Annotated in this window: 17 protein-coding genes; 10 read left to right on the forward strand and 7 right to left on the reverse strand. The window is 70.0% G+C overall.

Going from position 1 to position 23,430, the window contains the following annotated elements; genetic code table 11:
• The first annotated feature begins 15 nt into the window (after nucleotides 1-15).
• The 4 genes from ACIRB1_RS42110 to ACIRB1_RS42125 all read left to right on the forward strand — a co-directional run bounded on the left by ACIRB1_RS42110 (nucleotide 16) and on the right by ACIRB1_RS42125 (nucleotide 6,740).
• Nucleotides 16-1,239 (forward strand): S8 family peptidase, encoded by a 1,224-nt coding sequence (locus tag ACIRB1_RS42110; RefSeq protein ID WP_403469307.1) that lies wholly within the window; start codon nucleotides 16-18, stop codon nucleotides 1,237-1,239.
• Nucleotides 1,240-1,459: 220 nt separating this feature from the next.
• Nucleotides 1,460-3,559 carry an alpha-1,4-glucan--maltose-1-phosphate maltosyltransferase gene (locus ACIRB1_RS42115; RefSeq protein ID WP_403469308.1) on the forward strand — a complete coding sequence of 700 codons (2,100 nt, stop codon included), beginning with the start codon at nucleotides 1,460-1,462 and terminating at the stop codon, nucleotides 3,557-3,559.
• Complete coding sequence (treS, locus tag ACIRB1_RS42120; protein WP_352182426.1) at nucleotides 3,556-5,256, forward strand: maltose alpha-D-glucosyltransferase; 1,701 nt, start codon at nucleotides 3,556-3,558, stop codon at nucleotides 5,254-5,256. Before ACIRB1_RS42115 ends, treS begins: the two co-directional genes overlap by 4 nt.
• Nucleotides 5,257-5,366: 110 nt before the next feature.
• Nucleotides 5,367-6,740 carry a phosphotransferase gene (locus ACIRB1_RS42125; RefSeq protein ID WP_403469309.1) on the forward strand — a complete coding sequence of 458 codons (1,374 nt, stop codon included), beginning with the start codon at nucleotides 5,367-5,369 and terminating at the stop codon, nucleotides 6,738-6,740.
• Between the two features lie 39 nt (nucleotides 6,741-6,779).
• Here the strand turns inward: ACIRB1_RS42125 and ACIRB1_RS42130 are convergent, their stop codons facing one another.
• Nucleotides 6,780-7,451 (reverse strand): hypothetical protein, encoded by a 672-nt coding sequence (locus ACIRB1_RS42130; protein WP_403469310.1) that lies wholly within the window; start codon nucleotides 7,449-7,451, stop codon nucleotides 6,780-6,782.
• Nucleotides 7,452-8,154: 703 nt separating this feature from the next.
• Between ACIRB1_RS42130 and glgB the strand changes: the two genes are divergently transcribed.
• A complete protein-coding gene (gene glgB / locus ACIRB1_RS42135; RefSeq protein WP_403469311.1) occupies nucleotides 8,155-10,794 on the forward strand; it encodes a 1,4-alpha-glucan branching enzyme in 2,640 nt (879 codons plus the stop codon).
• Between the two features lie 128 nt (nucleotides 10,795-10,922).
• Here glgB and ACIRB1_RS42140 read toward each other — a convergent pair whose 3' ends face one another.
• The 5 genes from ACIRB1_RS42140 to ACIRB1_RS42160 all read right to left on the reverse strand — a co-directional run bounded on the left by ACIRB1_RS42140 (nucleotide 10,923) and on the right by ACIRB1_RS42160 (nucleotide 16,493).
• A complete protein-coding gene (locus ACIRB1_RS42140; RefSeq protein WP_403469350.1) occupies nucleotides 10,923-13,157 on the reverse strand; it encodes a HelD family protein in 2,235 nt (744 codons plus the stop codon).
• 176 nt (nucleotides 13,158-13,333) lie between these two features.
• Nucleotides 13,334-13,657: a thioredoxin family protein gene (locus ACIRB1_RS42145; protein WP_403469312.1), complete on the reverse strand. Its 324-nt coding sequence runs from the start codon at nucleotides 13,655-13,657 to the stop codon at nucleotides 13,334-13,336.
• Entirely contained in the window at nucleotides 13,654-14,040 is a 387-nt protein-coding gene (locus ACIRB1_RS42150; protein ID WP_328678958.1) for a MerR family transcriptional regulator, read from the reverse strand. The genes ACIRB1_RS42145 and ACIRB1_RS42150 overlap by 4 nt, the downstream gene beginning before the upstream one ends.
• A 76-nt stretch (nucleotides 14,041-14,116) precedes the next feature.
• Complete coding sequence (locus ACIRB1_RS42155) at nucleotides 14,117-14,881, reverse strand: DUF2127 domain-containing protein (RefSeq protein ID WP_352180937.1); 765 nt, start codon at nucleotides 14,879-14,881, stop codon at nucleotides 14,117-14,119.
• A gap of 193 nt (nucleotides 14,882-15,074) precedes the next feature.
• Nucleotides 15,075-16,493 (reverse strand): cation:dicarboxylate symporter family transporter, encoded by a 1,419-nt coding sequence (locus ACIRB1_RS42160; protein WP_403469313.1) that lies wholly within the window; start codon nucleotides 16,491-16,493, stop codon nucleotides 15,075-15,077.
• A 214-nt stretch (nucleotides 16,494-16,707) separates the two neighbouring features.
• Between ACIRB1_RS42160 and ACIRB1_RS42165 the strand changes: the two genes are divergently transcribed.
• Both ACIRB1_RS42165 and ACIRB1_RS42170 read left to right on the forward strand, forming a co-directional pair.
• Entirely contained in the window at nucleotides 16,708-18,471 is a 1,764-nt protein-coding gene (locus ACIRB1_RS42165) for an ATP-binding protein (protein WP_403469314.1), read from the forward strand.
• Complete coding sequence (locus tag ACIRB1_RS42170) at nucleotides 18,468-19,151, forward strand: response regulator (RefSeq protein ID WP_403469315.1); 684 nt, start codon at nucleotides 18,468-18,470, stop codon at nucleotides 19,149-19,151. Before ACIRB1_RS42165 ends, ACIRB1_RS42170 begins: the two co-directional genes overlap by 4 nt.
• Before the next feature lie 347 nt (nucleotides 19,152-19,498).
• Here the strand turns inward: ACIRB1_RS42170 and ACIRB1_RS42175 are convergent, their stop codons facing one another.
• Complete coding sequence (locus ACIRB1_RS42175; protein WP_403469316.1) at nucleotides 19,499-20,035, reverse strand: hypothetical protein; 537 nt, start codon at nucleotides 20,033-20,035, stop codon at nucleotides 19,499-19,501.
• Nucleotides 20,036-20,061: 26 nt separating this feature from the next.
• On the opposite strand from ACIRB1_RS42175, the gene ACIRB1_RS42180 reads away from it, so the two are divergent.
• The 3 genes from ACIRB1_RS42180 (at nucleotide 20,062) to ACIRB1_RS42190 (ending at nucleotide 23,427) form a co-directional block, all read left to right on the forward strand.
• Nucleotides 20,062-20,925, forward strand: coding sequence for a nucleosidase (locus ACIRB1_RS42180; protein ID WP_403469317.1), 864 nt, complete (start codon nucleotides 20,062-20,064; stop codon nucleotides 20,923-20,925).
• A 136-nt stretch (nucleotides 20,926-21,061) separates the two neighbouring features.
• Nucleotides 21,062-22,456 (forward strand): extracellular solute-binding protein, encoded by a 1,395-nt coding sequence (locus tag ACIRB1_RS42185; RefSeq protein WP_352180543.1) that lies wholly within the window; start codon nucleotides 21,062-21,064, stop codon nucleotides 22,454-22,456.
• Nucleotides 22,453-23,427, forward strand: a complete 975-nt coding sequence (locus ACIRB1_RS42190) for a carbohydrate ABC transporter permease (RefSeq protein WP_403469318.1) — start codon at nucleotides 22,453-22,455, stop codon at nucleotides 23,425-23,427. The genes ACIRB1_RS42185 and ACIRB1_RS42190 overlap by 4 nt, the downstream gene beginning before the upstream one ends.
• Nucleotides 23,428-23,430 lie beyond the last annotated feature (3 nt).

Here is a 23,430-nt window from a genome sequence, read left to right on the forward strand (position 1 = left end):
GGAGGGGAACTCGACATGGCACGGACGCGTACGCGGCGTCTGCGCCGGGCGGGGGGCCTGACCGCGGTCACCACAGTCGTGGTGTTCTCGGCCATCACCCTGCCCGCGCACGCCGCACCGGAGGGGACCGTACTCGGCGCCGGTGCACCCGGTTCCGTCAGCGACAGCTATGTGGTGACGCTGAAGGGGGGAACGAAGGCTCCGTCGGCCGCCGGAAAGGACCTCGCCGAGAAGTACGGGGCGAAAATACGCCACACCTACGGCACGGCCCTGAACGGCTATGCCGTCGAGGCGAACGAGAGACAGGCCCGCCTCCTCGCCGCGGACTCCCGGGTCGCCGCGGTCGCGCAGGACAGCCACGTCACCCTGGACGGCAGCGGCCGTAGCACCGGCCGCGTCCAGCACAACCCCCCGTCCTGGGGCCTCGACCGGCTCGACCAGCCGAGCCTGCCGCTGGACCGGAGCTACACCTCGCCGGCCTCCGGGGGCAGCGGGGTGACGGTGTACGTGATCGACACCGGCATCCGCGTCACCCACAAGGACTTCGGCGGGCGGGCCTCCTCCGGCTGGGACTTCGTCGACGACGACGCCACCGCCCAGGACGGCAACGGCCATGGCACCCACGTCGCCGGCACGATCGCCGGCACCACGTACGGCGTCGCGAAGAAGGCCAGGGTCGTCGCCGTCCGCGTCCTCGACAACGCCGGAGCCGGTACGACCTCGCAGGTCATCGCGGGCATCGACTGGGTCACCCGGCACGCGCGCAAACCGGCGGTCGCCAACCTCAGCCTGGGCGGGTACCACAACGCCCAGCTCGACGCGGCCGTACGCAACTCGATCGCCTCCGGTGTCACGTACACGGTCGCGGCGGGCAACGACGGGCTGTCGGCCGGCCTGTACTCCCCCGCGGACGTGAAGGAGGCCGTCACGGTCGGCGCCGTCGGCGGGAACGACGCCCGGGCGCCCTTCTCGAACTTCGGCCCGTCCGTCGACCTGTTCGCCCCCGGTGTCTCGATCACCTCCGCGTCCTATGCCAGTGACACGGGCCGGGCGACCTACTCGGGTACGTCGATGGCAGCACCGCACGCGGCCGGCGCGGCGGCCGTCCATCTCGGCGTTCACCCGCACGCCACCCCCGCACAGGTCTCCGCGGCTCTTGTCGCGGGGGCGGTTTCCGGCAAGGTGTCCGGCGCTGGGCTCGGTTCGCCGGACAAACTTCTGCAAGTACCGCGGTCGTAGTGCGGGAGTGACGGCCCGGGCCCCGTTCGCCCTGGACGGGGCCGAATATTTCTGTGGAGATCTGCGCGTAAGTAGTTAGCAACCTGCCGGATTGCTAACCCGAATAGGGTGGGAAGGCTCCACCGGTACGCCCCCCAGACGCACCACGGGATCTTCTTCGCAGGACCCACCTGCCCACACCCATCCGCCCACACCCACGTTGACGCGGACAGGAGCGGTCATGCCCGCCACGCACGACTCGTCAGCACCCCCGACACCCGGCAGGGCCACGCCCCCCGTGCGCCCCGTCGGCACGGCACCACCCGTCCCGGAGCCACCCTCCGCGGACGGCACATCGCCCGGCATCGGACGCATCCCCGTCCTCGATGTCCGGCCGGTCGTCCAGCACGGCCACCGGTCCGCCAAGGCGGTGACCGGTGAGACGTTCGAGGTCTCGGCCATCGTCTTCCGCGAGGGCCACGACGCGGTCGCCGCGAACGCCGTCCTGTACGACCCGGAGGGCCGCCCCGGCCCCTGGACCCCGATGCGGGAACTCGCCCCCGGCACCGACCGGTGGGGCGCCACCGTCACACCCGGCGAACCCGGCCGGTGGACGTACGCCGTGGAGGCCTGGAGCGACCCGGTCACCACCTGGCGCCACCACGCCCGGATCAAGATCCCGGCCGGCATGGACACGGATCTGGTCCTGGAGGAGGGCGCGCGCCTGTACGAACGCGCCATCACCGGCGTACCGAAGGGCAAGGGCCTCCGGCCCGTCCTGCGCGCCGCCGTCACCGCCCTCCGCGACGAGACCCGCCCGCCGATGTCCCGGCTCGCCGCCGCGCTGACCCCGGAGGTGGACAAGGTCCTCGCCCGGTATCCGCTGCGGGAACTGGTCACGGTCTCCGAGCCCCGCCCCCTCCTGGTCGAGCGGGAGCGGGCGCTCTACGGCTCCTGGTACGAGTTCTTCCCCCGCTCCGAGGGCACTCCGGCACAGCCCCACGGCACGTTCCGCACGGCCGCGAAACGGCTGGACGGGATCGCGGCGATGGGCTTCGACGTCGTCTACCTCCCGCCGATCCACCCGATCGGGACGACCTTCCGCAAGGGCCCGAACAACACCCTCTCCGCCGGGCGCGAGGACGTCGGCGTCCCCTGGGCCATCGGCTCACCCGAGGGCGGACACGACGCGATCCACCCGCGGCTGGGCACACTGGAGGACTTCGACGCCTTCGTCACCCGCGCCGCCGAACTGGGCATGGAGATCGCCCTCGACTTCGCGCTCCAGTGCTCCCCCGACCACCCCTGGGTGGAGAAGCACCCGGAGTGGTTCCACCACCGCCCCGACGGGACGATCGCCTACGCGGAGAACCCGCCGAAGAAATACCAGGACATCTACCCGATCGCCTTCGACCGGGACATGGACGGACTCATCGCCGAGACCGTGCGCGTGCTGCGGCACTGGATGGACCACGGCGTACGGATCTTCCGTGTCGACAACCCGCACACCAAGCCGGTCGTGTTCTGGGAGCGGGTGATCGCGGAGATCAACGGCACCGACCCGGACGTGATCTTCCTCGCCGAGGCGTTCACGCGCCCGGCGATGATGCACACCCTGGCCCAGATCGGCTTCCAGCAGTCGTACACCTACTTCACCTGGCGCAACACGAAAGAGGAACTCACCGCATACCTGACCGAGCTGTCGGGCGAGGCGGCGGCCTACATGCGGCCGAACTTCTTCGTGAACACCCCGGACATCCTGCACGAGTTCCTCCAGGAGGGCGGCCGGCCCGCCTTCGAGCTGCGGGCGGTGCTCGCGGCGACCCTCTCGCCGACGTGGGGGGTGTACAGCGGGTATGAGTTGTGCGAGAACACCCCGTTGCGGCCGGGCAGCGAGGAGTATCTGGACTCGGAGAAGTACCAACTCCGGCCCCGTGACTGGGCGTCGGCCGAGCGGGAAGGACGGAGCATCGCGCCTCTGCTGGGCAGGCTCAACGACATCCGGCGCCGCAGTCCGGCGCTGCGGCAGCTGCGTGACCTCCACTTCCATCATGTGGATCAGGAGGCGGTGATCGCGTACTCGAAGCGGAGCGGTTCGAACACGGTTCTGGTGGTCGTGAACCTCGACCCGCACCACACCCAGGAGGCCACGGTCTCGTTGGACATGCCGCAACTCGGCCTGGAATGGCACGAGTCGGTGCCAGTGCGCGACGAGCTCACCGGCGAGACCTATCACTGGGGCAGGGCCAACTATGTGCGCCTGGAACCGGGCAACCGGCCCGCACACATCCTCACCGTCCTGCGACCGTCCCCGCAGATCGGAGGGTCACCCACAATATGATCTTCAACGAGCCCGTCCCGGACACCTTCGAGGACACTCCCGCCAAGGACCGGGACCCCGAGTGGTTCAAACGCGCCGTCTTCTACGAGGTCCTGGTCCGCTCCTTCCAGGACAGCAACGGCGACGGCGTCGGTGACCTCAAGGGCATCACCGCCAAACTCGACTACCTCCAGTGGCTGGGCGTCGACTGCCTCTGGCTGCCCCCCTTCTTCAAATCACCGCTGCGCGACGGCGGCTACGACGTCTCCGACTACACCGCCGTCCTCCCCGAATTCGGCGACCTCGCCGACTTCGTCGAATTCGTCGACTCCGCCCACCAACGCGGCATGCGCGTCATCATCGACTTCGTCATGAACCACACCAGCGACCAGCACCCGTGGTTCCAGGAATCCCGCAAAGACCCCGACGGGCCCTACGGCGACTACTACATGTGGGCCGACGACGACAAGCAGTACCCCGACGCCCGCATCATCTTCGTCGACACCGAAGCCTCCAACTGGACCTTCGACCCCGTCCGCAAGCAGTACTTCTGGCACCGCTTCTTCTCCCACCAGCCGGACCTCAACTACGAGAACCCGGCCGTGCAGGAAGAGATCATCTCGGCGCTGAAGTTCTGGCTGGATCTGGGCATCGACGGCTTCCGGCTCGACGCGGTCCCGTACCTGTTCGCGGCCGAGGGCACCAACTGCGAAAACCTTCCGGCAACCCATGAGTTCCTCCGCCGGGTGCGCAAGGAGATCGACGCGCAGTACCCCGACACGGTGGTGCTGGCGGAGGCGAACCAGTGGCCCGAGGACGTCGTCGACTACTTCGGCGACTTCCAGAGCGGCGGCGACGAGTGCCACATGGCATTCCACTTCCCGGTGATGCCCCGCATCTTCATGGCGGTCCGCCGGGAGTCCCGCTACCCCGTCTCGGAGATCCTGGCCAAGACCCCGGCGATCCCGTCCGGCTGCCAGTGGGGCATCTTCCTGCGCAACCACGACGAGCTGACCCTGGAAATGGTCACCGACGAGGAACGCGACTACATGTGGGCCGAATACGCGAAGGACCCGCGTATGCGCGCCAACATCGGCATCAGGCGCAGGCTGGCCCCGCTCCTGGACAACGACCGCAACCAGATCGAACTGTTCACGGCCCTGCTGCTGTCCCTGCCCGGCTCGCCGATCCTCTACTACGGCGACGAGATCGGCATGGGCGACAACATCTGGCTCGGCGACCGCGACGCCGTCCGCACGCCGATGCAGTGGACACCGGATCGCAACGCAGGTTTTTCGTCCTGTGACCCCGGCCGCCTGTCGTTGCCGACCATCATGGACCCCGTCTACGGCTACCAGGTCACCAACGTCGAGGCGTCGATGTCGTCGCCCTCCTCGCTGCTGCACTGGACGCGCCGCATGATCGAGATCCGCAAGCAGAACCTGGCCTTCGGGCTGGGGTCGTACCGGGAGCTGCCGTCGTCCAATCCGGCGGTGATCGCGTTCCTGCGCGAGTACGAGGACGACCTCGTGCTGTGCGTGAACAACTTCTCCCGGTTCGCGCAGCCGACGGAACTGGACCTGCGGGCGTTCAACGGGAGGCATCCGGTCGAGCTCTTCGGCGGGGTGCGCTTTCCGGCCGTGGGAGAACTGCCCTACTTGCTGACGCTGGCGGGGCACGGCTTCTACTGGTTCAGGCTCCGCAAGGAAGGCGCCTAGTTCCTTGCCGGATTCCGGGTGGGGTGGGGCGGTTTCGGTTTCCCCCGCCCCGCCCGGGGCACGCGACAGTGACACCCCGATCACCCCCCGGGGAAAGGAATGTGGCACCTATGGCGGAGACTGTCACAATTTCCGGCCGGACCAGTCCCGGCCCCGGCCTCCTCACGTCCCTCGACCCCCTCCTGCGGGACTGGCTGCCGAGGCAGCGGTGGTTCGCGGGCAAAGGTCGTCCCGTCACCGGTTTCTCGCTGGTGGCGGCCACGGAGCTGCTTCCCGTGGAGGGGCCGCTGGGCCTCTACCACCTCCTGCTCCGCGCCCAGCAGTCCCCCGCGCCGGGCGACTGCTACCAGCTCCTCATAGGTGTGCGCGAGGCGCTGCCACCCCGGCTCGCGCCCGCGCTCATCGGACATGTGGAGAAGGGCCCGCTCGCCGGACATACGGTGTACGAGGCCCTGTACGACCCCCGGCCCGCCGAGGTGCTCCTGGAGGCGCTGCGCACCCAGGCCCGCATCGGCGGGCTGCGCTTCGAGCAGGCCCCGGACGCGCCGGAGATCGGCCCGGGCCTGGCCCCGCGCCTGATGACGGCGGAACAGTCCAACTCCTCGGTCGTCTACGGCGACTCGTACATCCTGAAACTCCTGCGCCGGATCGTCCCCGGCACCAACCCCGACCTCGAACTCCCGCTGGCCCTCGCCCTGGAGGGCTGCCCCCGGGTGCCGGCCCCCACGGCCTGGCTACGGGCCGAGATCGCCGACGAGCCGTACGTCCTCGGAGTCCTCCAGCCTTTCGTGCAGGGCGCGTCCGACGGCTGGGAACTGGCGCTGGGCGAGCTGGCGAAGGGCGAGGACTTCGCCGCGGAGGCGCGGTCGCTGGGCCGGGCCACGGCGGAGGTCCACGTGGCCCTGGCCCGCGCACTCCCCACGACCACCTTGGGCCACGCCCAACTGGAACTCCTGGTCGACGGCATGACCGAACGCCTGGACGCGGCGGCACAGGCGGTACCGGCGCTCCGCCCCTACGCTCCCGGCCTGCGCTCGGCGTTCACGGCACTGGCGGACCTGGCGGCGGAGGGCGCGACGTGGACGGCCCAGCGCATCCACGGCGACCTGCACCTGGGCCAGTGCCTGTACTCCCCGTCCGGCGAATGGTCCCTGATCGACTTCGAGGGCGAACCCTCCAGGCCCCTCGCGGAACGCCGCATGCCCCAGCCGCCCGTGCGGGACATCGCGGGCATGCTCCGTTCCTTCGACTACGCGGCCCACTCCGCGACGCCGGCCGTGCCGGGGTGGGCGGATGTGTGCCGGGCGGCGTACTGCTCCGGGTACGCGGAGGTCACGGGCGTGGATCCGCGGACGGATCCGGTCCTGCTCCGCGCGTACGAGACGGACAAGGCGATCTACGAGGTCCTGTACGAGGCACGGCACCGGCCTGATTGGCTCGCGGTGCCGATGTCGGCGGTGCGGCGCCTGTCCGACCCGACGTGATGTTCTCCCCGCCCACCCACCCCTCCCCGACCCTGACCCTCACCCCGCCCAGGAGGCCTCGACCGTGACCCCGCGTACGCCGTCCAACCGTTCCCGTCCGAAGAAGACGGCTGAGGGAGATGGCCGGGTGGAAGGGGAGCCGGGGGTTGGTGAGCTGCGGGCAGCGGGTGCCGGGGAAGAGGCCGGGGGTGGGGGTGAGCGGGCTGGGGGCAAGAAGGCCCCAGGGCCGGGGGTTGGTGAGCTGCGGGCAGCGGGTGCCGGGGAAGAGGCCGGGGCTGCGGGTGAGCGGGCCCCGGGCACGAAGGCGGCGCCGAAGAACGCCGTGGCGAAGACTGGTTCGGCGGACGAGACCTCGGCGACAAAAGCTGCGACGGAGAAGGCCATGACGAAGACGGGCGCCGCGAAGACGGGCACGGCGAAGAAGACGAACGCGAGGGTGAAGCGGACCAGCGTGACGGTGAAGGTTCCGGTGGAGCCGGGTTCAGCGGAGACGGGTTCAGCGGGGACAGGTTCGGCGAGGACAGTTTCAGCGGAGACAGGTTCGGCGGAAGAAGCCGTGGCGAAGACGGGCGACTCGAGGAAGACCGTGACGAAGCGAGCCTCAGCGAAGAAGGCAGCGGACAAGAAGGCCCTGGCCAAGAAGGGCACCGGAAAGAAGAGTTCGGCGAAGAAGGGCCTGGCCAGGAAGACGAGCGCGGCCGAGAAGCCCACGCGACCGACGGTGAGCGCCGACACGGGTACGGGTGAGGATGCGATGGCGGCGGCTTCCGCTGAGCCGGAGAGGACGGCTTCCGCGTCGGACGGGGCGGGTGCGGCGCCGGATGGAGTGGGTGCTGGGGCGGAACAGGTGGGTGCCGCAGCGCACGAGACGGCTACCGCACCGGAACAGGCGGCTACCGCAGGGGACGAGACGGCCGCCTCACCGGAAGAGGTGCCTGCCGCAACAGACGAGGCAACTCCCGCACCCGAACCGGCAGTTGCCGCAGAGGACGAAGCGAATTCCGCACCGGAACAGGTAGATGCCGCAGGGGACAGGACGGCAGCCTCACCGGAACAGGAGCCTGCCGCAACAGACGAGGCAGCTCCCGCACCCGAACCGGCGGCTGCCGCACCGGAACAGGCGGCTGCCACAGTGGACGAAACGACTTCCGCACCCGAACAGGTCCCAGCCGCAGGGGACGAGGCGGCCACCTCACCGGAACAGGCGGCTACCGGAGGGGATGGGGCGGCCGCCTCACCGGAAGAGGTGCCTGCCGCACGGGACGAGGCGACTTCCGCACCGGAACAAGTGCCTGCCGCAACAGACGAGGCAACTCCCGCACCCGAACAGGCAGCTGTCGCAGAGGACGAAACGACTTCCGCACCGGAACAGGTAGCTGCCGCAGGGGATGAGACGGCCGTCTCACCGGAACAGGTGCCTGCCGAAATAGGCGAGGCGACCACCTCGCCCTCGGCCTCCGACGACGCCCCTGCCGCCGCGCAGGACCCGCAGACCTCGGCGACCACTCCAGCCGCGACACCACTGGCTGCCTCGGCCGACACCTCGGCGTCACCCACTACCCCGGCCTCCATCGACACCCCGGAGCCAGCCACACCGTCACCCACCGCCCCGGCCCCCGTCGACACCCCGGAGCCAGCCACACCGTCACTCACCACCCCCGCCCCCGTCGACACCCCGAAGCCGGCCACACTGTCACCCACCACCCCGGCCTCCATCGACACCCCGGAGCCAGCCACCCCGTCGCCCGTCGACACCCCGAAGCCAGCCACTCCGGCCCCCGTCGACACCCCGGAGCCGACCACCCCCACAGCCACCACATCGGCCCCGGAGTCGGCCACCCCGCCCCCCACCCCGCCGACCCCCGCCATCTCCCCCGCCCTGAACGCCACAGACCGAGACCGACTCCTCCACGGGACCCATCACGCCCCCCACTCCGTACTCGGCGCCCACCCGGTTCCCGGTGGAGTCGCCTTTCGGGTGTTTCGGCCGTTCGCTCTCGGAGTCACCGTCGTGGCAGGGGAGTTGAGGGCGGAGTTGCATGACGACGGGGACGGGTTCTTCTCGGGGCTGCTGCCCTTGCGGGACGTGCCGGAGTACCGGCTCAGCGTGGCGTACGACGGTGCTGTTCAGGACGTCGAGGACGCGTACCGGTTCCTGCCCGCGCTCGGTGATCTGGACCTGCATCTGATCGGCGAGGGCAGGCACGAGGAGTTGTGGCAGGCGCTCGGGGCGCGGACGATGACGCATCAGGGCGTCGCCGGCACCCGGTTCACGGTCTGGGCCCCGGACGCGCAGGGCGTCCGCCTCGCCGGCACCTTCAACTTCTGGGACGGCACCGGCGCCCCCCTCCGCTCCCTCGGCGCCACCGGCGTCTGGGAGGTGTTCATGCCGGGCATCGGCGAGGGCGAACTGTACAAGTTCGAGATCACCCGGCCGGACGGGTCCAAGACGCTCCGCGCCGACCCGATGGCCCGCCGCACCGAGGTCCCCCCGAGCACGTCCTCCATCGTCACCGCCTCGCACTACACGTGGGGCGACGAGGAATGGCTCGCCCAGCGCCCCCAAGTCCCGGCTCATCAGGCCCCGTTCTCCGTCTACGAGCTGCATCTCGCGTCCTGGCGCCCTGGCCTGACGTACCGCCAGCTCGCCGAGCAACTCCCCGCCTACATCAAGGACCTGGGCTTCACCCACGTGGAGCTGATGCCGGTCGCCGAGCACCCCTTCGGCGGCTCATGGGGCTACCAGGTCACCGGCTTCTACGCCCCGACCGCCCGCCTCGGCACCCCCGACGACTTCAAGTTCCTCGTCGACTCGCTGCACCAGGCCGGTATCGGCGTCCTCATGGACTGGGTCCCGGCCCACTTCCCGCGCGACGAATGGGCGTTGGCCGAATTCGACGGCCGCCCCCTGTACGAGCACGAGGACCCGCTCCGCGCCGCGCACCCCGACTGGGGAACCCTGGAGTTCGACTTCGGCCGCCGCGAGGTCCGCAACTTCCTTGTGGCGAACGCCGTTTACTGGTGCGAGGAGTTCCACATCGACGGCCTGCGCGTGGACGCGGTCGCCTCGATGCTCTACCTCGACTACTCGCGCGAGCCGGACCAGTGGACCCCGAACGAGCACGGCGGCCGGGAGAACCTCGACGCCGTCGCCTTCCTCCAGGAGATGAACGCGACCGTGTACCGCAGGGTGCCCGGTGTCGTGACGATCGCCGAGGAGTCCACCGCCTGGGACGGCGTCACCCGCGCCACGCACCACATCGGACCGGGCGGATTCGGCGGCCTGGGCTTCGGGTTGAAGTGGAACATGGGCTGGATGCACGACTCGCTGGACTACATGTCCCACGAGCCGGTCCACCGCAAGTTCCACCACCACGAGATGACCTTCTCGATGGTGTACGCGTACAGCGAGAACTACGTCCTGCCGATCTCGCACGACGAGGTCGTCCACGGCAAGCGGTCGCTCGTCTCCAAGATGCCCGGCGACTGGTGGCAGCAGCGCGCCAACCACCGCGCCTACCTCGCCTTCATGTGGGCCCACCCCGGCAAGCAACTCCTCTTCATGGGGCAGGAGTTCGCCCAGGGTGCCGAGTGGTCCGAGACCCGCGGCCCCGACTGGTGGCTCCTCGACCCGGCCTACGGCGCCGAGCCCGACCACCGCGGCGTGCGCGACCTCGTCCGCGACCTCAACACGGTGTACCGCCACACCCCCGCCCTGTGGCAACTGGACACCGACCCGGCCGGTTTCCAGTGGATCACCGGCGACTCCGCGGAGGACAACGTCATCGCCTTCCTCCGCTACGACACCGACGGCTCCCCCCTCCTCGCCGTCAGCAACTTCTCCCCCGTCGTCCGCCACGACTACCGCCTCGGCGCCCCCGACGACATCCCCGCCTGGCACGAAGTCCTCAACACCGACACCGCCCTCTACGGCGGCGGCGACATCACCAACCCGGCCCCCATAAAGCCCGAACCCCAGCCCTGGCACGGCCGCCCGGCAAGCATCCGACTGACCTTGCCCCCACTGGCGACGGTCTGGCTGCGACCCGCCTAGGCCCGTCAGCGTCTCAACACCGTTCAGAATCCAGCCCGTCCGGCGTTTGAGGACGAGGCCCCTTCAGGGCCGACGGGGGGTCTGGGGGCGCAGCCCCCAGGCTCGCCCACCCCCACCAGCCCGCGCCCTCACACCCCGACCGCCCCGGCCAGACTCACCGGCAGCGCACCCGTATGCACGACCCCCAGCCTCTGCGTGGCCCGCGTCAACGCCACATACAGATCACTCGTCCCGTACCGTCCCGGCTCGACCACCAACACGGAGTCGAACTCCAGCCCCTTCGCCTGCCGAGGGTCGAGCAGCACGACCCCACTCGTGAGATCCGGCTCCGCCCCCGCCGTCACCCCGTCCAGCCGCGCGGCAAGCCGCCGGTGCAGATCCCGCGGCGCGATCACCGCCAACCGCCCTTCCACCGGCGTGAGTTCCCCCACGGCCTTGGCCACGGCCCCCGGCAGATCATCGGTCGCCCGCACCCAGGGCCGTACCCCGGTGGACCGCACCGAACTCGGCGGCTCGAAGTCGGGGTTCTCCGCGCGGACGACCGCCGCCGCGAGGTCCATGATCTCGGCGGGGGTCCGGTAGTTGACCCCGAGCCGCGTGTGGTCGAAGCGGTCCTGGACATACGGAGCGAGAATCTCCGACCAGGAGCCGACGCCCGCCGCCTCGGCCGTCTGCGCCGGGTCACCGACCAGCGTCATCGACCGTGTCGGGCTCCGCCGCATCAGCAACCGCCAGGCCATGGGCGAGAGTTCCTGCGCCTCGTCGACGATGATGTGCCCGAACGCCCAGGTCCGGTCCGCCGCCGCCCGCTCCGCCGCGCTGCGGTGATCCGACTCCTCGTGCCGTTCCGCGAAGCGCTCCGCGTCGATGATGTCGTGCGCGGACAACACCTCGGACCCCTCGGGGTCTCCCTCCTCCTTATCCTCGAACTCGAACGTCCTGGAGGCGAAGGACACGTCCAGCACCCCCTGCGCGAACGACACCTGCTCCTCCCGCTCGCGCTGCGCCCGCGCGAGCCGCACCCGGTCGTCCCGCCCGAGGAGCTCGGCCGCCTCGTCGAGCAGCGGTACGTCCGCCACGGTCCACTCGCGGGTCACCGGCCGCCGGATCGCGTCCGCGTCGTCGTCGGAGACGTAGCCCACGGGGTCGGCGAGGAAGTCCGCGACGAGGTACTGCGGGGTCAGCCGTGGCCACAACTGGTCGATGGCGGCCCAGACTTCGGGGTTCTCGGCGAGTTCGTCGCGGATCTGGGTGATGTCGCTGGGGTCGAGGAGGTTGGTGCCGTCGAAGGGGTCGGTGCCGATGCGTTCGGCGACCATCTCGGTGAGCGTGTTGAGGATGTGGCCCTCGAAGTGCTCACGCGCCGCGTTGTGCGGGAGGCGGGCCTCGCGGGTGCGGTCGCGGGCGACGCGGACGAGGCCGTCGTCGAGCATGAGGATCTCGCGGTCGTGCTCGATCGCGATGACGGGGTCGGGCAGGGACTGCCAGTCGCGTACGACGGCGGCGAGCACGTCGGCCATGTCGGCGCGGCCCTTGACGGCGGCGGCGGCGCGGCTGTCGGTGGCCGTGGCCTTCACGCCGGGGAACAGCTCGCCGACGGTGGCGAGCAGCACGCCGGTCTCGCCGAGGGAGGGCAGCACCTCGCCGATGTACCCGAGGAACGCGGGGTTCGGGCCGACGATCAGGACGGCCCGCTTGGCGAGCAACTCCCGGTGTTCGTAGAGGAGATACGCGGCGCGGTGCAGCGCGACGGCGGTCTTGCCGGTGCCGGGGCCGCCCTCGACGACGAGTACCCCGCGATGGGGCGCGCGGATGATCTCGTCCTGTTCGGCCTGGATGGTCTGCACGATGTCGCTCATCCGGCCGGTGCGGGCGGAGTTGAGCGCGGCGAGCAGGACGGCGTCGCCGGTGGGGTCCTCGTGGCCGGTGCGGGTGGCGTCGCCGAGGTCGAGGATCTCGTCGTGCAGGGCGGTGACGCGGCGGCCGTCGGTGGTGAGGTGCCGGCGGCGGCGCAGGTCCATCGGGGTGTGGCCGGTGGCGAGGTAGAAGGGACGGGCGACGTCGGCCCGCCAGTCGATCAGGATCGGGGTGAGGTCGGCGTCGTCGGAGCGGATGCCGATCCGGCCGATGTGGTGGCTGATGCCGGAGGTCAGGTCGATCCGGCCGAAGCAGAGCGAGCCGTCCACGGCGTTCAGCGCGGCGAGCAGCCCCGAGCGCTCGGCGACCAGGATGTCCCGCTCCAGCCGGGCCTGCATGGGCGTGTTGCCCTGCCCGAGCGCGTCCGTGACGGAGTCCTCGGTGGCGCCGCGCAGCGCGTCCACGCGTGCGTACAGACCGTCGATGAATTCCTGCTCACCGTGAATTTCATCGCTGTTTGACAATTCCACTCCCGGACATATATACTGTGCTCACTAAGCCTCTTTGCGACTCAATTCCCGCGAAGTCGCGAACTATTGAATATACGCAAAAAAATCCCCCGAGCGCAATTGCTCAGGGGATTTTCTCGTTCATGAGGCCCGGCAGGGAGCCGTTCGAGGGCTCAGATCACGTCGGCGAGTTCCTCCAGCAGCCGCCGCTTGGGCCGGGCCCCCACCATGGCCTTCACCGGCTCACCGCCCCGGAACACCATGAAGGTGGGCATCGAGAGAACTTTGTAGGCGTTGGTGATCTCCGGATTCTGGTCCACGTTCAACTGCACCACCTTGAGCCGGTCGGCCTCCTCGACGGCAAGGGCCCGCAGCACCGGTCCCATCTGCCGGCACGGAGGACACCAGTCCGCGGTGAACTCCACCAGTACCGGCAACTCCGCCCCGACCACCTCGGCCGCGAAATTCTCGTCCGTAACGTCCGTAACGCCGCTCACAGTTCCCGCCCTCCCAGTTCGCACAACGGTGCCGGCTCCTCGACCGTCGCGAGCCGCACCCCGATCTCGGCGCGGACCGCCTGCAACTCCCCGATCAGGGAGTCCAGTTCGGCCAGCTTGCGCCGGTAGACGGCGAGCGAGGCCGGACACGAGTCCCCCTCCGGGTGCCCGGCCCGCAGACACTCCACGAAGGGCCGTGTCTCCTCCAGGTCGAACCCGAAGTCCTGGAGCGTCCTGATCTGCCGCAGCAGCTTCAGATCACCCTCGTCGTACGTCCGGTACCCGTTGCCGCCCCGCCGCGCGGGCAGCAGTCCCCGTGCCTCGTAGTACCGCAGGGCCCGCGTCGTGGTCCCGGCCCGCGCGGCCAGCTCGCCGATTCGCATGCCTACGACGGTAATCCTTGACGTCGGCGTCAGGGCAAGGACGGGTGCGCGGGGTCCGAGCCGGGCGTCGCGCGCGTCAGGCCATGACCCCGGCGGACGTCTCCACCTCCAGCAGGGACGCGCTCTCCCGCTCCTCGTCGAACGCCTTCCGTCCGCCGCGGAGCCCGAACAGCCGCTTGGCCAGGGCGATATAGAGGACGGCGAGGATGTTGAGGACGAGGGTCACGATCTTCAGCCAGCTGATGTGCTCGGTGAGTTCGTAGATCTCCAGCGGCAGGAACGCGGCGGTCGCGACCACCGTCAGGTACTCCGCCCACCGCTTGGCGTACCAGAGCCCGCCGGCCTCGACGAGTTCGATCAGCGCGTACGCCAGCAGCAGGACGGCGACCAGGAGCAGCGTGGAGTGCTTGTAGCCGAAGGTCTTCTGGATGGAGCCGACGACCGGCGAGTGGTCCAGGTCGTAGTGGAAGTGCTTGAAGACCGGGCGGAAGACGTCGAGGTTCTGGTCGAAGAGCCTGCGCACCGCGTCCTGGCTGTTGCTGAACTTCCAGACGGCGGCGGCGACCAGCACGATGAACACCCCGCGCACGGCGCGCTCGATCGCCAGGAACCGCAGGATGAACAGGTCCCGCAGCACCTTCCCGCGGGGCACCAGCGGGGCCTGGTCGGCGGGGCCCGAGGCGGCCGGGTCGCCGAGGACGAAGTCGCCGCAGCGCAGGCAGCGCCAGGCCTCCCCGAGCCCGGTCTCGGCGCGCAGCCGGTCCCGTAGCGCCGTCTCGGCGGGCGCGTATGTCACGTGTCCGTGCCGGGCGCAGTGCCGCCGGTCCCAGTCGATCTTCATTCCCATGTCCCCCGTGACTCCCGCCGAACGCGAACGTGCCGTGCGTGCCGGAGGTTTCCGGCACGGCACGGCACGCTAGTGCATCCCTGTGAGAACCGGGCGGCTGAGCGACGGGGGGACACCCAGCCGCCCGGCGTCGGCGGGGCGTCCGGACCGTGTTCAGGCCGGCCCGGGCGCCCCGTGTCGGGGAGGGTCAGGCCTTGGCGAGTTCCTTCTCTCCGCCCTGCTCGGGCACGCCGGCGAGGCGCTCGTCGCCGTCCTTCTCGTCGAGCAACGTCTTCTCGTCGAAGGGCAGTTCACCGGCGAGGACGCGGTTGACTCGCTCCTTGTCGACCTGGCCGGTCCAGGTGCCGATGAGCAGTGTGGCGACGGCGTTGCCGGCGAAGTTGGTGACTGCGCGGGCCTCGCTCATGAAGCGGTCGATGCCGATGATCAGGCCGACACCGTCGACCAGGGCGGGCTTGTGCGACTGGAGACCGCTGGCGAGGACGGCGATGCCGGAGCCGGAGACACCGGCCGCGCCCTTGGAGGCGACCATCATGAAGAGCAGCAGGCCGATCTGCTGGCCGATGCCCATCGGCTGGTCCATCGCGTCGGCGATGAACAGCGAGGCCATCGTCAGGTAGATCATCGTGCCGTCGAGGTTGAAGGAGTAGCCGGTCGGCACGGTGATGCCGACGACGGGACGGCTGACCCCCAGGTGCTCCATCTTCGCGATGAGCCGCGGCAGCGCGGACTCGGACGAGGAGGTGGAGACGATCAGCAGGAACTCGCGGCCCAGGTAGCGCAGCAGCTGGAAGAGGTTGACCTTGGCGACCAGCTTGGTCAGCGTGCCGAGCACGATCACGACGAACAGCAGACACGTGATGTAGAACCCGGCCATGATCGTGCCCAGTGCCTTGAGCGCGTCCATGCCGGTCTCGCCGATGACGGCGGCCATCGCGCCGAAGGCACCGACGGGCGCGGCCCACATGATCATGCCGAGGATGCGGAAGACCAGCTTCTGGATGTACTCGACGCCGCGCAGCACCGGCTCACCGGTGCGGCCCATGGCCTGGAGCGCGAAGCCCGCGAGAAGCGCGATCAGCAGGGTCTGGAGGACCTGGCCCTCGGTGAACGCCGACACGAAGGTGGTCGGGATGATCCCGAGCAGGAAGTCGACCGGGCCCTCGGCGGCGGCCTCGGCCTGCGTGTGTCCGACGCCCTTGACGGCCTCGGTCAGGTGCATGCCGCTGCCCGGGTGGATGATGTTGCCGACGACCAGGCCGATGGCCAGGGCGACGAACGACATCGCGATGAAGTAGCCGAGCGCGAGTCCGCCGACCTTGCCGACCTGGGCGGCCTTCCGTACGGAGCCGACGCCGAGCACGATCGTGCAGAAGATGATCGGCGAGATCATCATCTTGATCAGCGCGACGAAGCCCGTACCGAGCGGCTTCAGCTCCTCCGCGAAGCCCGGCGCGGCGAACCCGACGGCGATGCCGAGGGCGACCGCGACGATCACCGCGATGTAGAGGTAGTGGGTGCGGTCCCGCTTCGCGGGCGGTGCGGCAGGTGCGGGAGCGGGGGTGCTGGCCACGGCTGCCCTCCTTGACGACGTCGTCGGCATCATCCGGCGTGCGGCTCACGACCGGCGGTACCCGGGCTGCGAGTGCGGCTCACGTCCGGGAAGTTCTTGGGTTTCACAGGGGTCCGCACCGATGGATGTGCGGGCCGGTCCGGAAGGCGGCTGCTTCCGGGGCTGCGGTGACTATCTCCCGGCCTGTGAGGCCGGTCACCCTTCCGTTCATTTAGTTCACGCCATGTCCGAGAGGCACACTGACGGCATGCGCCTCCCGCACGTCCCCCGACCCCGCAGCCTGGCCGGCCAGCTCTTCGGCATGCAGGCCGTGCTGATAGCGGTCGTCGTGGCCGGGTACGCGCTGTTCACCTACGTCAGCGACCGCAGCCAGGCCGAGGACGCGGCGGGCCGGCAGGCGATGGCGGTGGCGCGCTCGGTCGCGGACTCGCCGTCGGTGGTGGAGGCGATCGGCACGTCCGACCCGACCGCGCGCCTGGAGCCGTACTCCGTGCGCGTCCAGCGGGACACCGAGGTCGACTTCGTCACGATCATGAACCCGCGGGGCATCCGCTGGACCCACCCGGACCGCTCGCAGATCGGGAAGAAGTTCCTCGGCCACATCGAGCCCGCCCTGAAGGGCCGCTCCTTCACCGAGACGTACACCGGCACACTCGGCCCGTCCGTCCGCGCGGTCACCCCGGTGGAGAGCGGCGGCAAGGTCATCGGCCTGGTCAGCGCGGGCATCCGGGTCGAGGCGATCACCCAGCGGGTGCAGGACCAGGTGACGGCGCTCATCGGGGTCGCGGCCGGCGCGCTGGCACTGGGTGCCGTGGGGACGTACGTCGTCAACGCCCGGCTGCGCCGCCACACCCACGGCATGAACGCGACCGAGCTGAGCCACATGCACGACTACCACCAGGCCGCGCTGCACGCGGTGCGCGAAGGGCTGCTGATGCTCGACGGTCAGTACCGGGTGGCGCTGATGAACGACGGCGGGCGGGAATTGCTGGGCGTCGGCCCCGACGTGGACGTGGTGGGCCGCTCGGTGGCCGGCCTCGGTCTGCCGGCACCGCTGACGGGCGCGCTGCTGTCCTCGGAGGAGAGGGTCGACGAGGTCCACCTCACGGACTCCCGCGTACTGGTCGTCAACACCTCGCCGGTGTCGGGCGGCGAGCGCCGGGGAACGGTGGTGACCCTGCGGGACGTCACCGAACTCCAGTCGCTAATGGGCGAGTTGGACTCGGAGCGAGGGTTCACCCAGGCGCTCCGCTCCCAGGCGCACGAGGCGGCGAACCGCCTGCACACGGTCGTCTCCCTGATCGAACTGGGCCGCGCCGCCGAGGCGGTGGACTTCGCGACGGCCGAACTGGAGCTGGCCCAGACCCTGACCGACCAGGTCGTCTCGGCGGTCAACGAGCCTGTGCTGGCAGCCCTGTTGCTGGGCAAGACGGCCCAGGCGAACGAGCGGGGCGTCGAGTTGGTCGTATCGGAGGACAGCAGTCTGGACGACGGCCTGCTGCCGGACTCGCTGCCCGCGCGGGACCTGGTCACCATCCTCGGCAACCTGATCGACAACGCGGTCGACGCGGCCCAGGGCAGCCTGCGGGCGCGGGTCACGGTGACGGCGTACACGGAGGCGGCCTCGGACGGCTCTGCGCTCCTCCTCCGGGTGGCGGACACGGGGTCGGGCGTGGACCCGGCGCACACGGAGGCGGTCTTCCAGCGCGGCTTCTCCACGAAGTCGGCGGGTCCGGGCGGCCGGGGCCTCGGGCTGGCGTTGGTACGGCAGGCGGTGAACCGGCACGAGGGGACGTTGACGATGGCCGAGGCGGAGGGTGGCGGGGCGGTGTTCGAGGTGCGGCTGCCGTTGTGGGGGGCGGGGCGGGAGCCGGTCGGGAGTGACGCGCGGGCGTCGATGTCTTCCCGGGCTTCCGTCCCGTCCGAGGGCTCCGCTCCATACGAGCGTTCTGCTCCCTCCGAGGGTTCTGTTTCGTCTCAGGGTTCTGTTTCCGAAGGTGGTGCCTCGTGACTACGGCCGAACCGATCCGCGTCCTCATCGTCGAGGACGATCCCGTCGCCGCCGACGCGCATGTCATGTACGTCGGCCGGGTGCCGGGGTTCGTGGCGGTGGGCAAGGTGCACACCGGGGCGGAGGCGCGGCGGGCGCTGGAGCGGACGCGGGTCGACCTGTTGCTGCTGGACCTGCATCTGCCGGACGCGCACGGGCTGCAACTGGCGCGGTCGTTGCGGGCGGCCGGGTATCACGCGGACGTGATAGCGGTGACGTCGGCGCGGGACCTGGCGGTGGTGCGGGAGGGGGTGTCGCTGGGGGTCGTCCAGTACGTGCTGAAGCCGTTCACGTTCGCGACGCTGCGGGACCGGCTGGTGCGGTACGCCGAGTTCCGCGCGGCGGCGGGCGAGGCGAGCGGCCAGGACGAGGTCGACCGGGCGCTGGCCGCGCTCCGGGCACCGTCGCCCGCCGCGCTGCCGAAGGGGTTGAGCGCGCCGACGCTGGAGCGGGTGACGGTCGCGCTGCGGGACTGCGGGGAGGGGCTGACCGCTGCGGGGATCGCGGAGGCGGTGGGGATCTCCCGGATCACCGCCCGGCGGTATCTGGAGCACTTGGTGGAGGCGGGCCGGGCGGCGCGCAGTCCGCAGTACGGGACTGTGGGGCGGCCGGAGTTGCAGTACCGGTGGGTGAAGGGGTGAGTGGGGGGCGGTCCGGGGCTGTGGCTCGGCTGCGGACGCCGGGGGCTTCCACGGGAGCGTTGGCCCGGGTGCAGGCGTCGGCGGCCAACCGCTCGGCTGGGCTCTCGCCCCACTCCCGTACGGTGTCGCGTCGCCCGGAATCCCCTGCCGCGTCGGCGAGTTCGCAAGTGGACACCCCGTCGGCGAGTTCGCGGGTGGACGCCCCGTCGCCGAGCCCGAGTCTCCGCGCCGGCTCCGCGACCGCACGGCGCCCCGCGTCACCACCGGCCCCGTCGGCCAGGGCCTCCGGCAGCGCGGCCTTCACGCACTCACCCCGCTAGGTCAACGGCAAAGGCAGGGAAGGGAGTTCACGGTGCCTTCGCGTACCAGACGACCTGCCAGGCCAGCCCCGCCACGGTGAGCGCCTCCAGCCCCGAGATGGCGACGAGCGGCCCACTCCCCGCGTCCACCCAGAACACCCCCAGCGCGGCCAACGGCACGACACAGAACGCCGTCAGGTCCACCGCGATCTGCACGGCCTTACGGGACCCGCGCCGCCGGTCCCCGCGATGCGCGGTCTCCCACCCGAACGGCTGGAAGCCACCGCCCGGCTGCGCCAACACCGCCAGCCTGGGCCCGAGTTCGTCGCGGACGTACGCCCCGATCGCGGAGATCTTCTGGTCGTTCACCAGGTACGTCCACCCGAGCACGACACACACCGGCGGCAACGCCAGCAGCATCGACGCCTGCTTGGCCTGCGCTGCGGCGGCGATGACGGCGGCCACGACGCCCAACGTGACGTAGAGCAGGTTGTCCCTGAACCCGATCCTCGCCTTCTGCTCGTCCTTGATGCTGTGGTACTCGGCGAGCAGCAACTGCCCGACGGTCACGTCCTGTTCCGGCACTCGATTCCTTTCCCCCGCAGTACCTTATGAGTGTGCCGGAGCCGCAGCCCACCGTCCTCGTCCTGACCGCACTCCCTCTCGAATACGACGCCGTCCGCGCGCATGTCGGGCAGCGGGAGGAACTCGTCCACCGCGACGGAACCCGGGTCGAGCGGGGCCAACTGCCCGGCACACCGTGGCAAGTCGCCCTCAGCGAACTGGGGGTGGGCGCCGACCGCGCCGCCGCGCTCACCAGCCAGCTCATCAACTGGCTTCGTCCGCAGGCCGTGTTGTTCGTCGGGGTCGCCGGGAGCCTCAAGGACGACATCGGGATCGGTGACGTCGTCGTAGGAACGCAGGTGTACGAGATCCACGGCGGGAAGCGGACGCCGGAGGGTTTCCTCGTCCGGCCGAGGGCGTTGCCGGGGTCGCACGCGCTGGAGCAGGCGGCGCGGTCCGCTGTACGGGACATGCCGGATGTGCGGGCGCACTTCGTGCCGATCGCGACGGGTGACGTGGTGCTGGCGGACGCCACGTCCGAGATCGCCCGGCACCTTCGCCACAGCTACAACGACGCCGGCGCGATCGAGATGGAGGGCTTCGGAGCACTCCAAGCGGCCCACCTGAACGGCCGGTTGAACGCGCTCGTCGTCCGGGGCATCAGCGACCGCGCCGACGACGACAAGTCCCGTGCCGACGCCTCCGGTTCACAGCGACGCGCCGCAGGACAGGCCGCGTCGGTGACGGTCGCGCTGCTGCGCAAGCACCGGCCCCGCGAGGACTTCGCCGACTCCGGGGAGGAGCCCCATCGCGGTGGGAGCGAAGGGACGTACGGCGGGGATCACATCGACTTCCGGGGCGGGACCTTCTACGGGCCGGTCGTCGGGAAGCGGGTCGAGGGGCGGGGGTAGGAGCAGGGCGCCCGCGGAAGCCCGCACCCACTGCCTCGAATCCGCCGCAGACTCATTGACCTGACTAGACCAATCCACTTACCTTCACCGGGCAGCCATCCGCCCAGGCCACAACGTAGTGAGCCCGTAGGAGGTCGTGCCCGTGCGCCCCACCGCCGCCAGCCACCGCCGAACTGCCCTTCTGACGCCCCTAGTTGCCCTCGCCCTCGCCGCGACGACCCTCACCGCGTGCAGCAGTGGATCCGGAAGCGACCCGGACACGGTGAAGATCTCCTTCAAGCAGTCGACGGACAACTCCATCAAGGTGATGGACACCTACCTCGCCGACATCAAGAAGCAGTTCGAGAAGCAGTACCCCGGCAAGAAGGTCGAGCTCGTCCCGATCAAGGCCCCGGACTCGGAGTACTACACCAAGCTCCAGCAGATGCTCCGCTCCCCGAAGACCGCCCCGGACCTGGTCTACGAGGACACGTTCCTCATCAACAGCGACATCACGTCCGGGTACTTGAAGCCCCTCGACGCCTACCTCGGCAAGTGGCCGGAGTGGAACCAGTTCGTCGACACGGCGAAGTCCGCCGCCAAGGCCGAGGACGGCAAGACGTACGGCGTCCCGGACGGCACGGACACCCGAGGGCTCTGGTTCGACAAGGGGATCTTCAAGAAGGCGGGCCTGCCCGCGAACTGGCAGCCGAAGAACTGGGACGACGTCCTCGCCGCGGCCCGCGCGATCAAGCAGAAGGTCCCCGGCGTCACCCCCCTCAACGTCTACACCGGAAAGCCCGCCGGCGAGGCAGCCACGATGCAGGGCTTCGAGATGCTGCTCTACGGCACCAACGACGGCACCACGGACCCGCTCTACGACCGGTCGTCGAAGAAGTGGATCGCCGGGAGCCAGGGTTTCAAGGACGCCCTCTCGTTCGTCCACACGGTGTACAAGGACAAGCTCGGCCCGGACGTCTCGGACGCCCTCGACCCCAACATCCAGACCTACGTGGCCGGTGAACTGCTCCCCAAGGGCAAACTCGGCATCGCGCTCGACGGATCGTGGCTGCCCCAGGCGTGGTTGAAGGGCAGCGGGCACGAATGGCCCGACTGGTCCAAGGAGTTGGGGCTCGCGTACATGCCGACGCAGCGGGGTCAGGCCCCGGGCAAGGTGAGCATGTCCGGCGGCTGGACCTGGGCGATCCCCTCCAAGGCGGGCAACCCCGACCTCGCCTTCGACTTCATCAAGTCGATGCAGACGAAGGCGAACGCCGAGAAGTGGTACATCGCCAACTCCGGTATCTCCGTGCGGAAGGACGTCGCCGCCGACCCCGCCTACGCCACCGCGCAGCCCGGCATCAAGTTCTTCACGGACCTGGTCGCGAGCACGCACTACCGCCCCGCGTACCCGGCGTACCCGAAGGTCTCGACCGCCATCCAGGAGGCGATGGAGGGCGTGACGACGGGTGACATGTCGGTGGACAAGGCGGCGAGTTCGTACGACGACGAACTCAAGTCGGCCACGGACAACCAGGTCACACAGAAGTGACCACGGCACCCCGGCACGCCCCGGGCCCGAACCTGCCGGAATCCGCCCCGGCCCCGGAGCCCCAACATCCCTCGCAGCAGGGGAACTTGCGCAGCGGCAGGCGCACCCGCACGGGCACCCGGATTCTCACCCACTACCTCCCCCTCTCCCCCGCCCTGGTCCTCCTGCTCCTCTTCCTGGCCGTCCCGATCGGCTACTGCGCCTACATCGCCTTCACCGACCTCCAGCTCACCGGCCAGGCCCACTCGTCGTTCGTGGGCTTCGCGAACTTCCGTACGGCCTTCAAGGACTCGGAGTTCCTCAACGCCGTATGGCTGACGCTGGTGTTCACGGTGGTGTCGTCGTTGATCGGCCAGAACACGCTCGGGCTGGCGCTCGCCACCCTCATGCAGCGGGCCTCGAAACCGGTCCGCACCATCACGGGCGCGATCGTGATCACGGCGTGGGTCCTCCCGGAGGTCGTCGCCGGCTTCCTCCTCTACGCCTTCTTCCGCCGCGAGGGCACCCTGGACGCGATCCTGGTCCGGCTCCATCTCCCTTCCCAGAACTGGCTGTTCACGCTTCCGATCCTCGCGGTGTCGTTCGCGAACGTATGGCGGGGCACGGCGTTCTCGATGCTGGTCTACTCGGCGGCCCTGGACGAGATCCCGAAGGAGATCACGGAGGCGGCGGAGGTCGACGGCGCGGGCGGCTGGCGCCGTCTGTGGCACATCACGCTGCCGATGATCCGCCGCTCGATCGGCACGAACCTGATGCTGAACACCCTCCAGACCCTCTCGGTCTTCGGCCTGATCTGGGTGATGACGAGGGGCGGCCCCGGCAACAAGAGCCAGACCCTCCCCCTCTTCATGTACGAACAGGCCTTCCAGAACAGCATGATCGGCTACGGCACCGCGGTGGCCCTGCTGCTGTTGCTGGTCGGCGCGCTCTTCTCCCTCGTGTACGTACGGCTGTTGCGGACGGAGGTCTGACCC

The organism is Streptomyces sp. NPDC096013 (assembly GCF_044763565.1).
Lineage (GTDB): Bacteria > Actinomycetota > Actinomycetes > Streptomycetales > Streptomycetaceae > Streptomyces.

What these genes read in the sequence shown, in the direction of transcription:
- ACIRB1_RS42110 (WP_403469307.1), top strand. Translation starts at nt 16, where the DNA reads ATGGCACGGACGCGTACGCGGCGTCTGCGCCGGGCGGGGGGCCTGACC.
- ACIRB1_RS42125 (WP_403469309.1), top strand. Translation starts at nt 5,367, where the DNA reads ATGGCGGAGACTGTCACAATTTCCGGCCGGACCAGTCCCGGCCCCGGC.
- ACIRB1_RS42160 (WP_403469313.1), bottom strand. Translation starts at nt 16,493, where the DNA reads ATGATGCCGACGACGTCGTCAAGGAGGGCAGCCGTGGCCAGCACCCCC.
- ACIRB1_RS42180 (WP_403469317.1), top strand. Translation starts at nt 20,062, where the DNA reads ATGAGTGTGCCGGAGCCGCAGCCCACCGTCCTCGTCCTGACCGCACTC.
- ACIRB1_RS42150 (WP_328678958.1), bottom strand. Translation starts at nt 14,040, where the DNA reads ATGCGAATCGGCGAGCTGGCCGCGCGGGCCGGGACCACGACGCGGGCC.
- ACIRB1_RS42115 (WP_403469308.1), top strand. Translation starts at nt 1,460, where the DNA reads ATGCCCGCCACGCACGACTCGTCAGCACCCCCGACACCCGGCAGGGCC.
- treS (WP_352182426.1), top strand. Translation starts at nt 3,556, where the DNA reads ATGATCTTCAACGAGCCCGTCCCGGACACCTTCGAGGACACTCCCGCC.
- ACIRB1_RS42165 (WP_403469314.1), top strand. Translation starts at nt 16,708, where the DNA reads ATGCGCCTCCCGCACGTCCCCCGACCCCGCAGCCTGGCCGGCCAGCTC.
- ACIRB1_RS42155 (WP_352180937.1), bottom strand. Translation starts at nt 14,881, where the DNA reads ATGAAGATCGACTGGGACCGGCGGCACTGCGCCCGGCACGGACACGTG.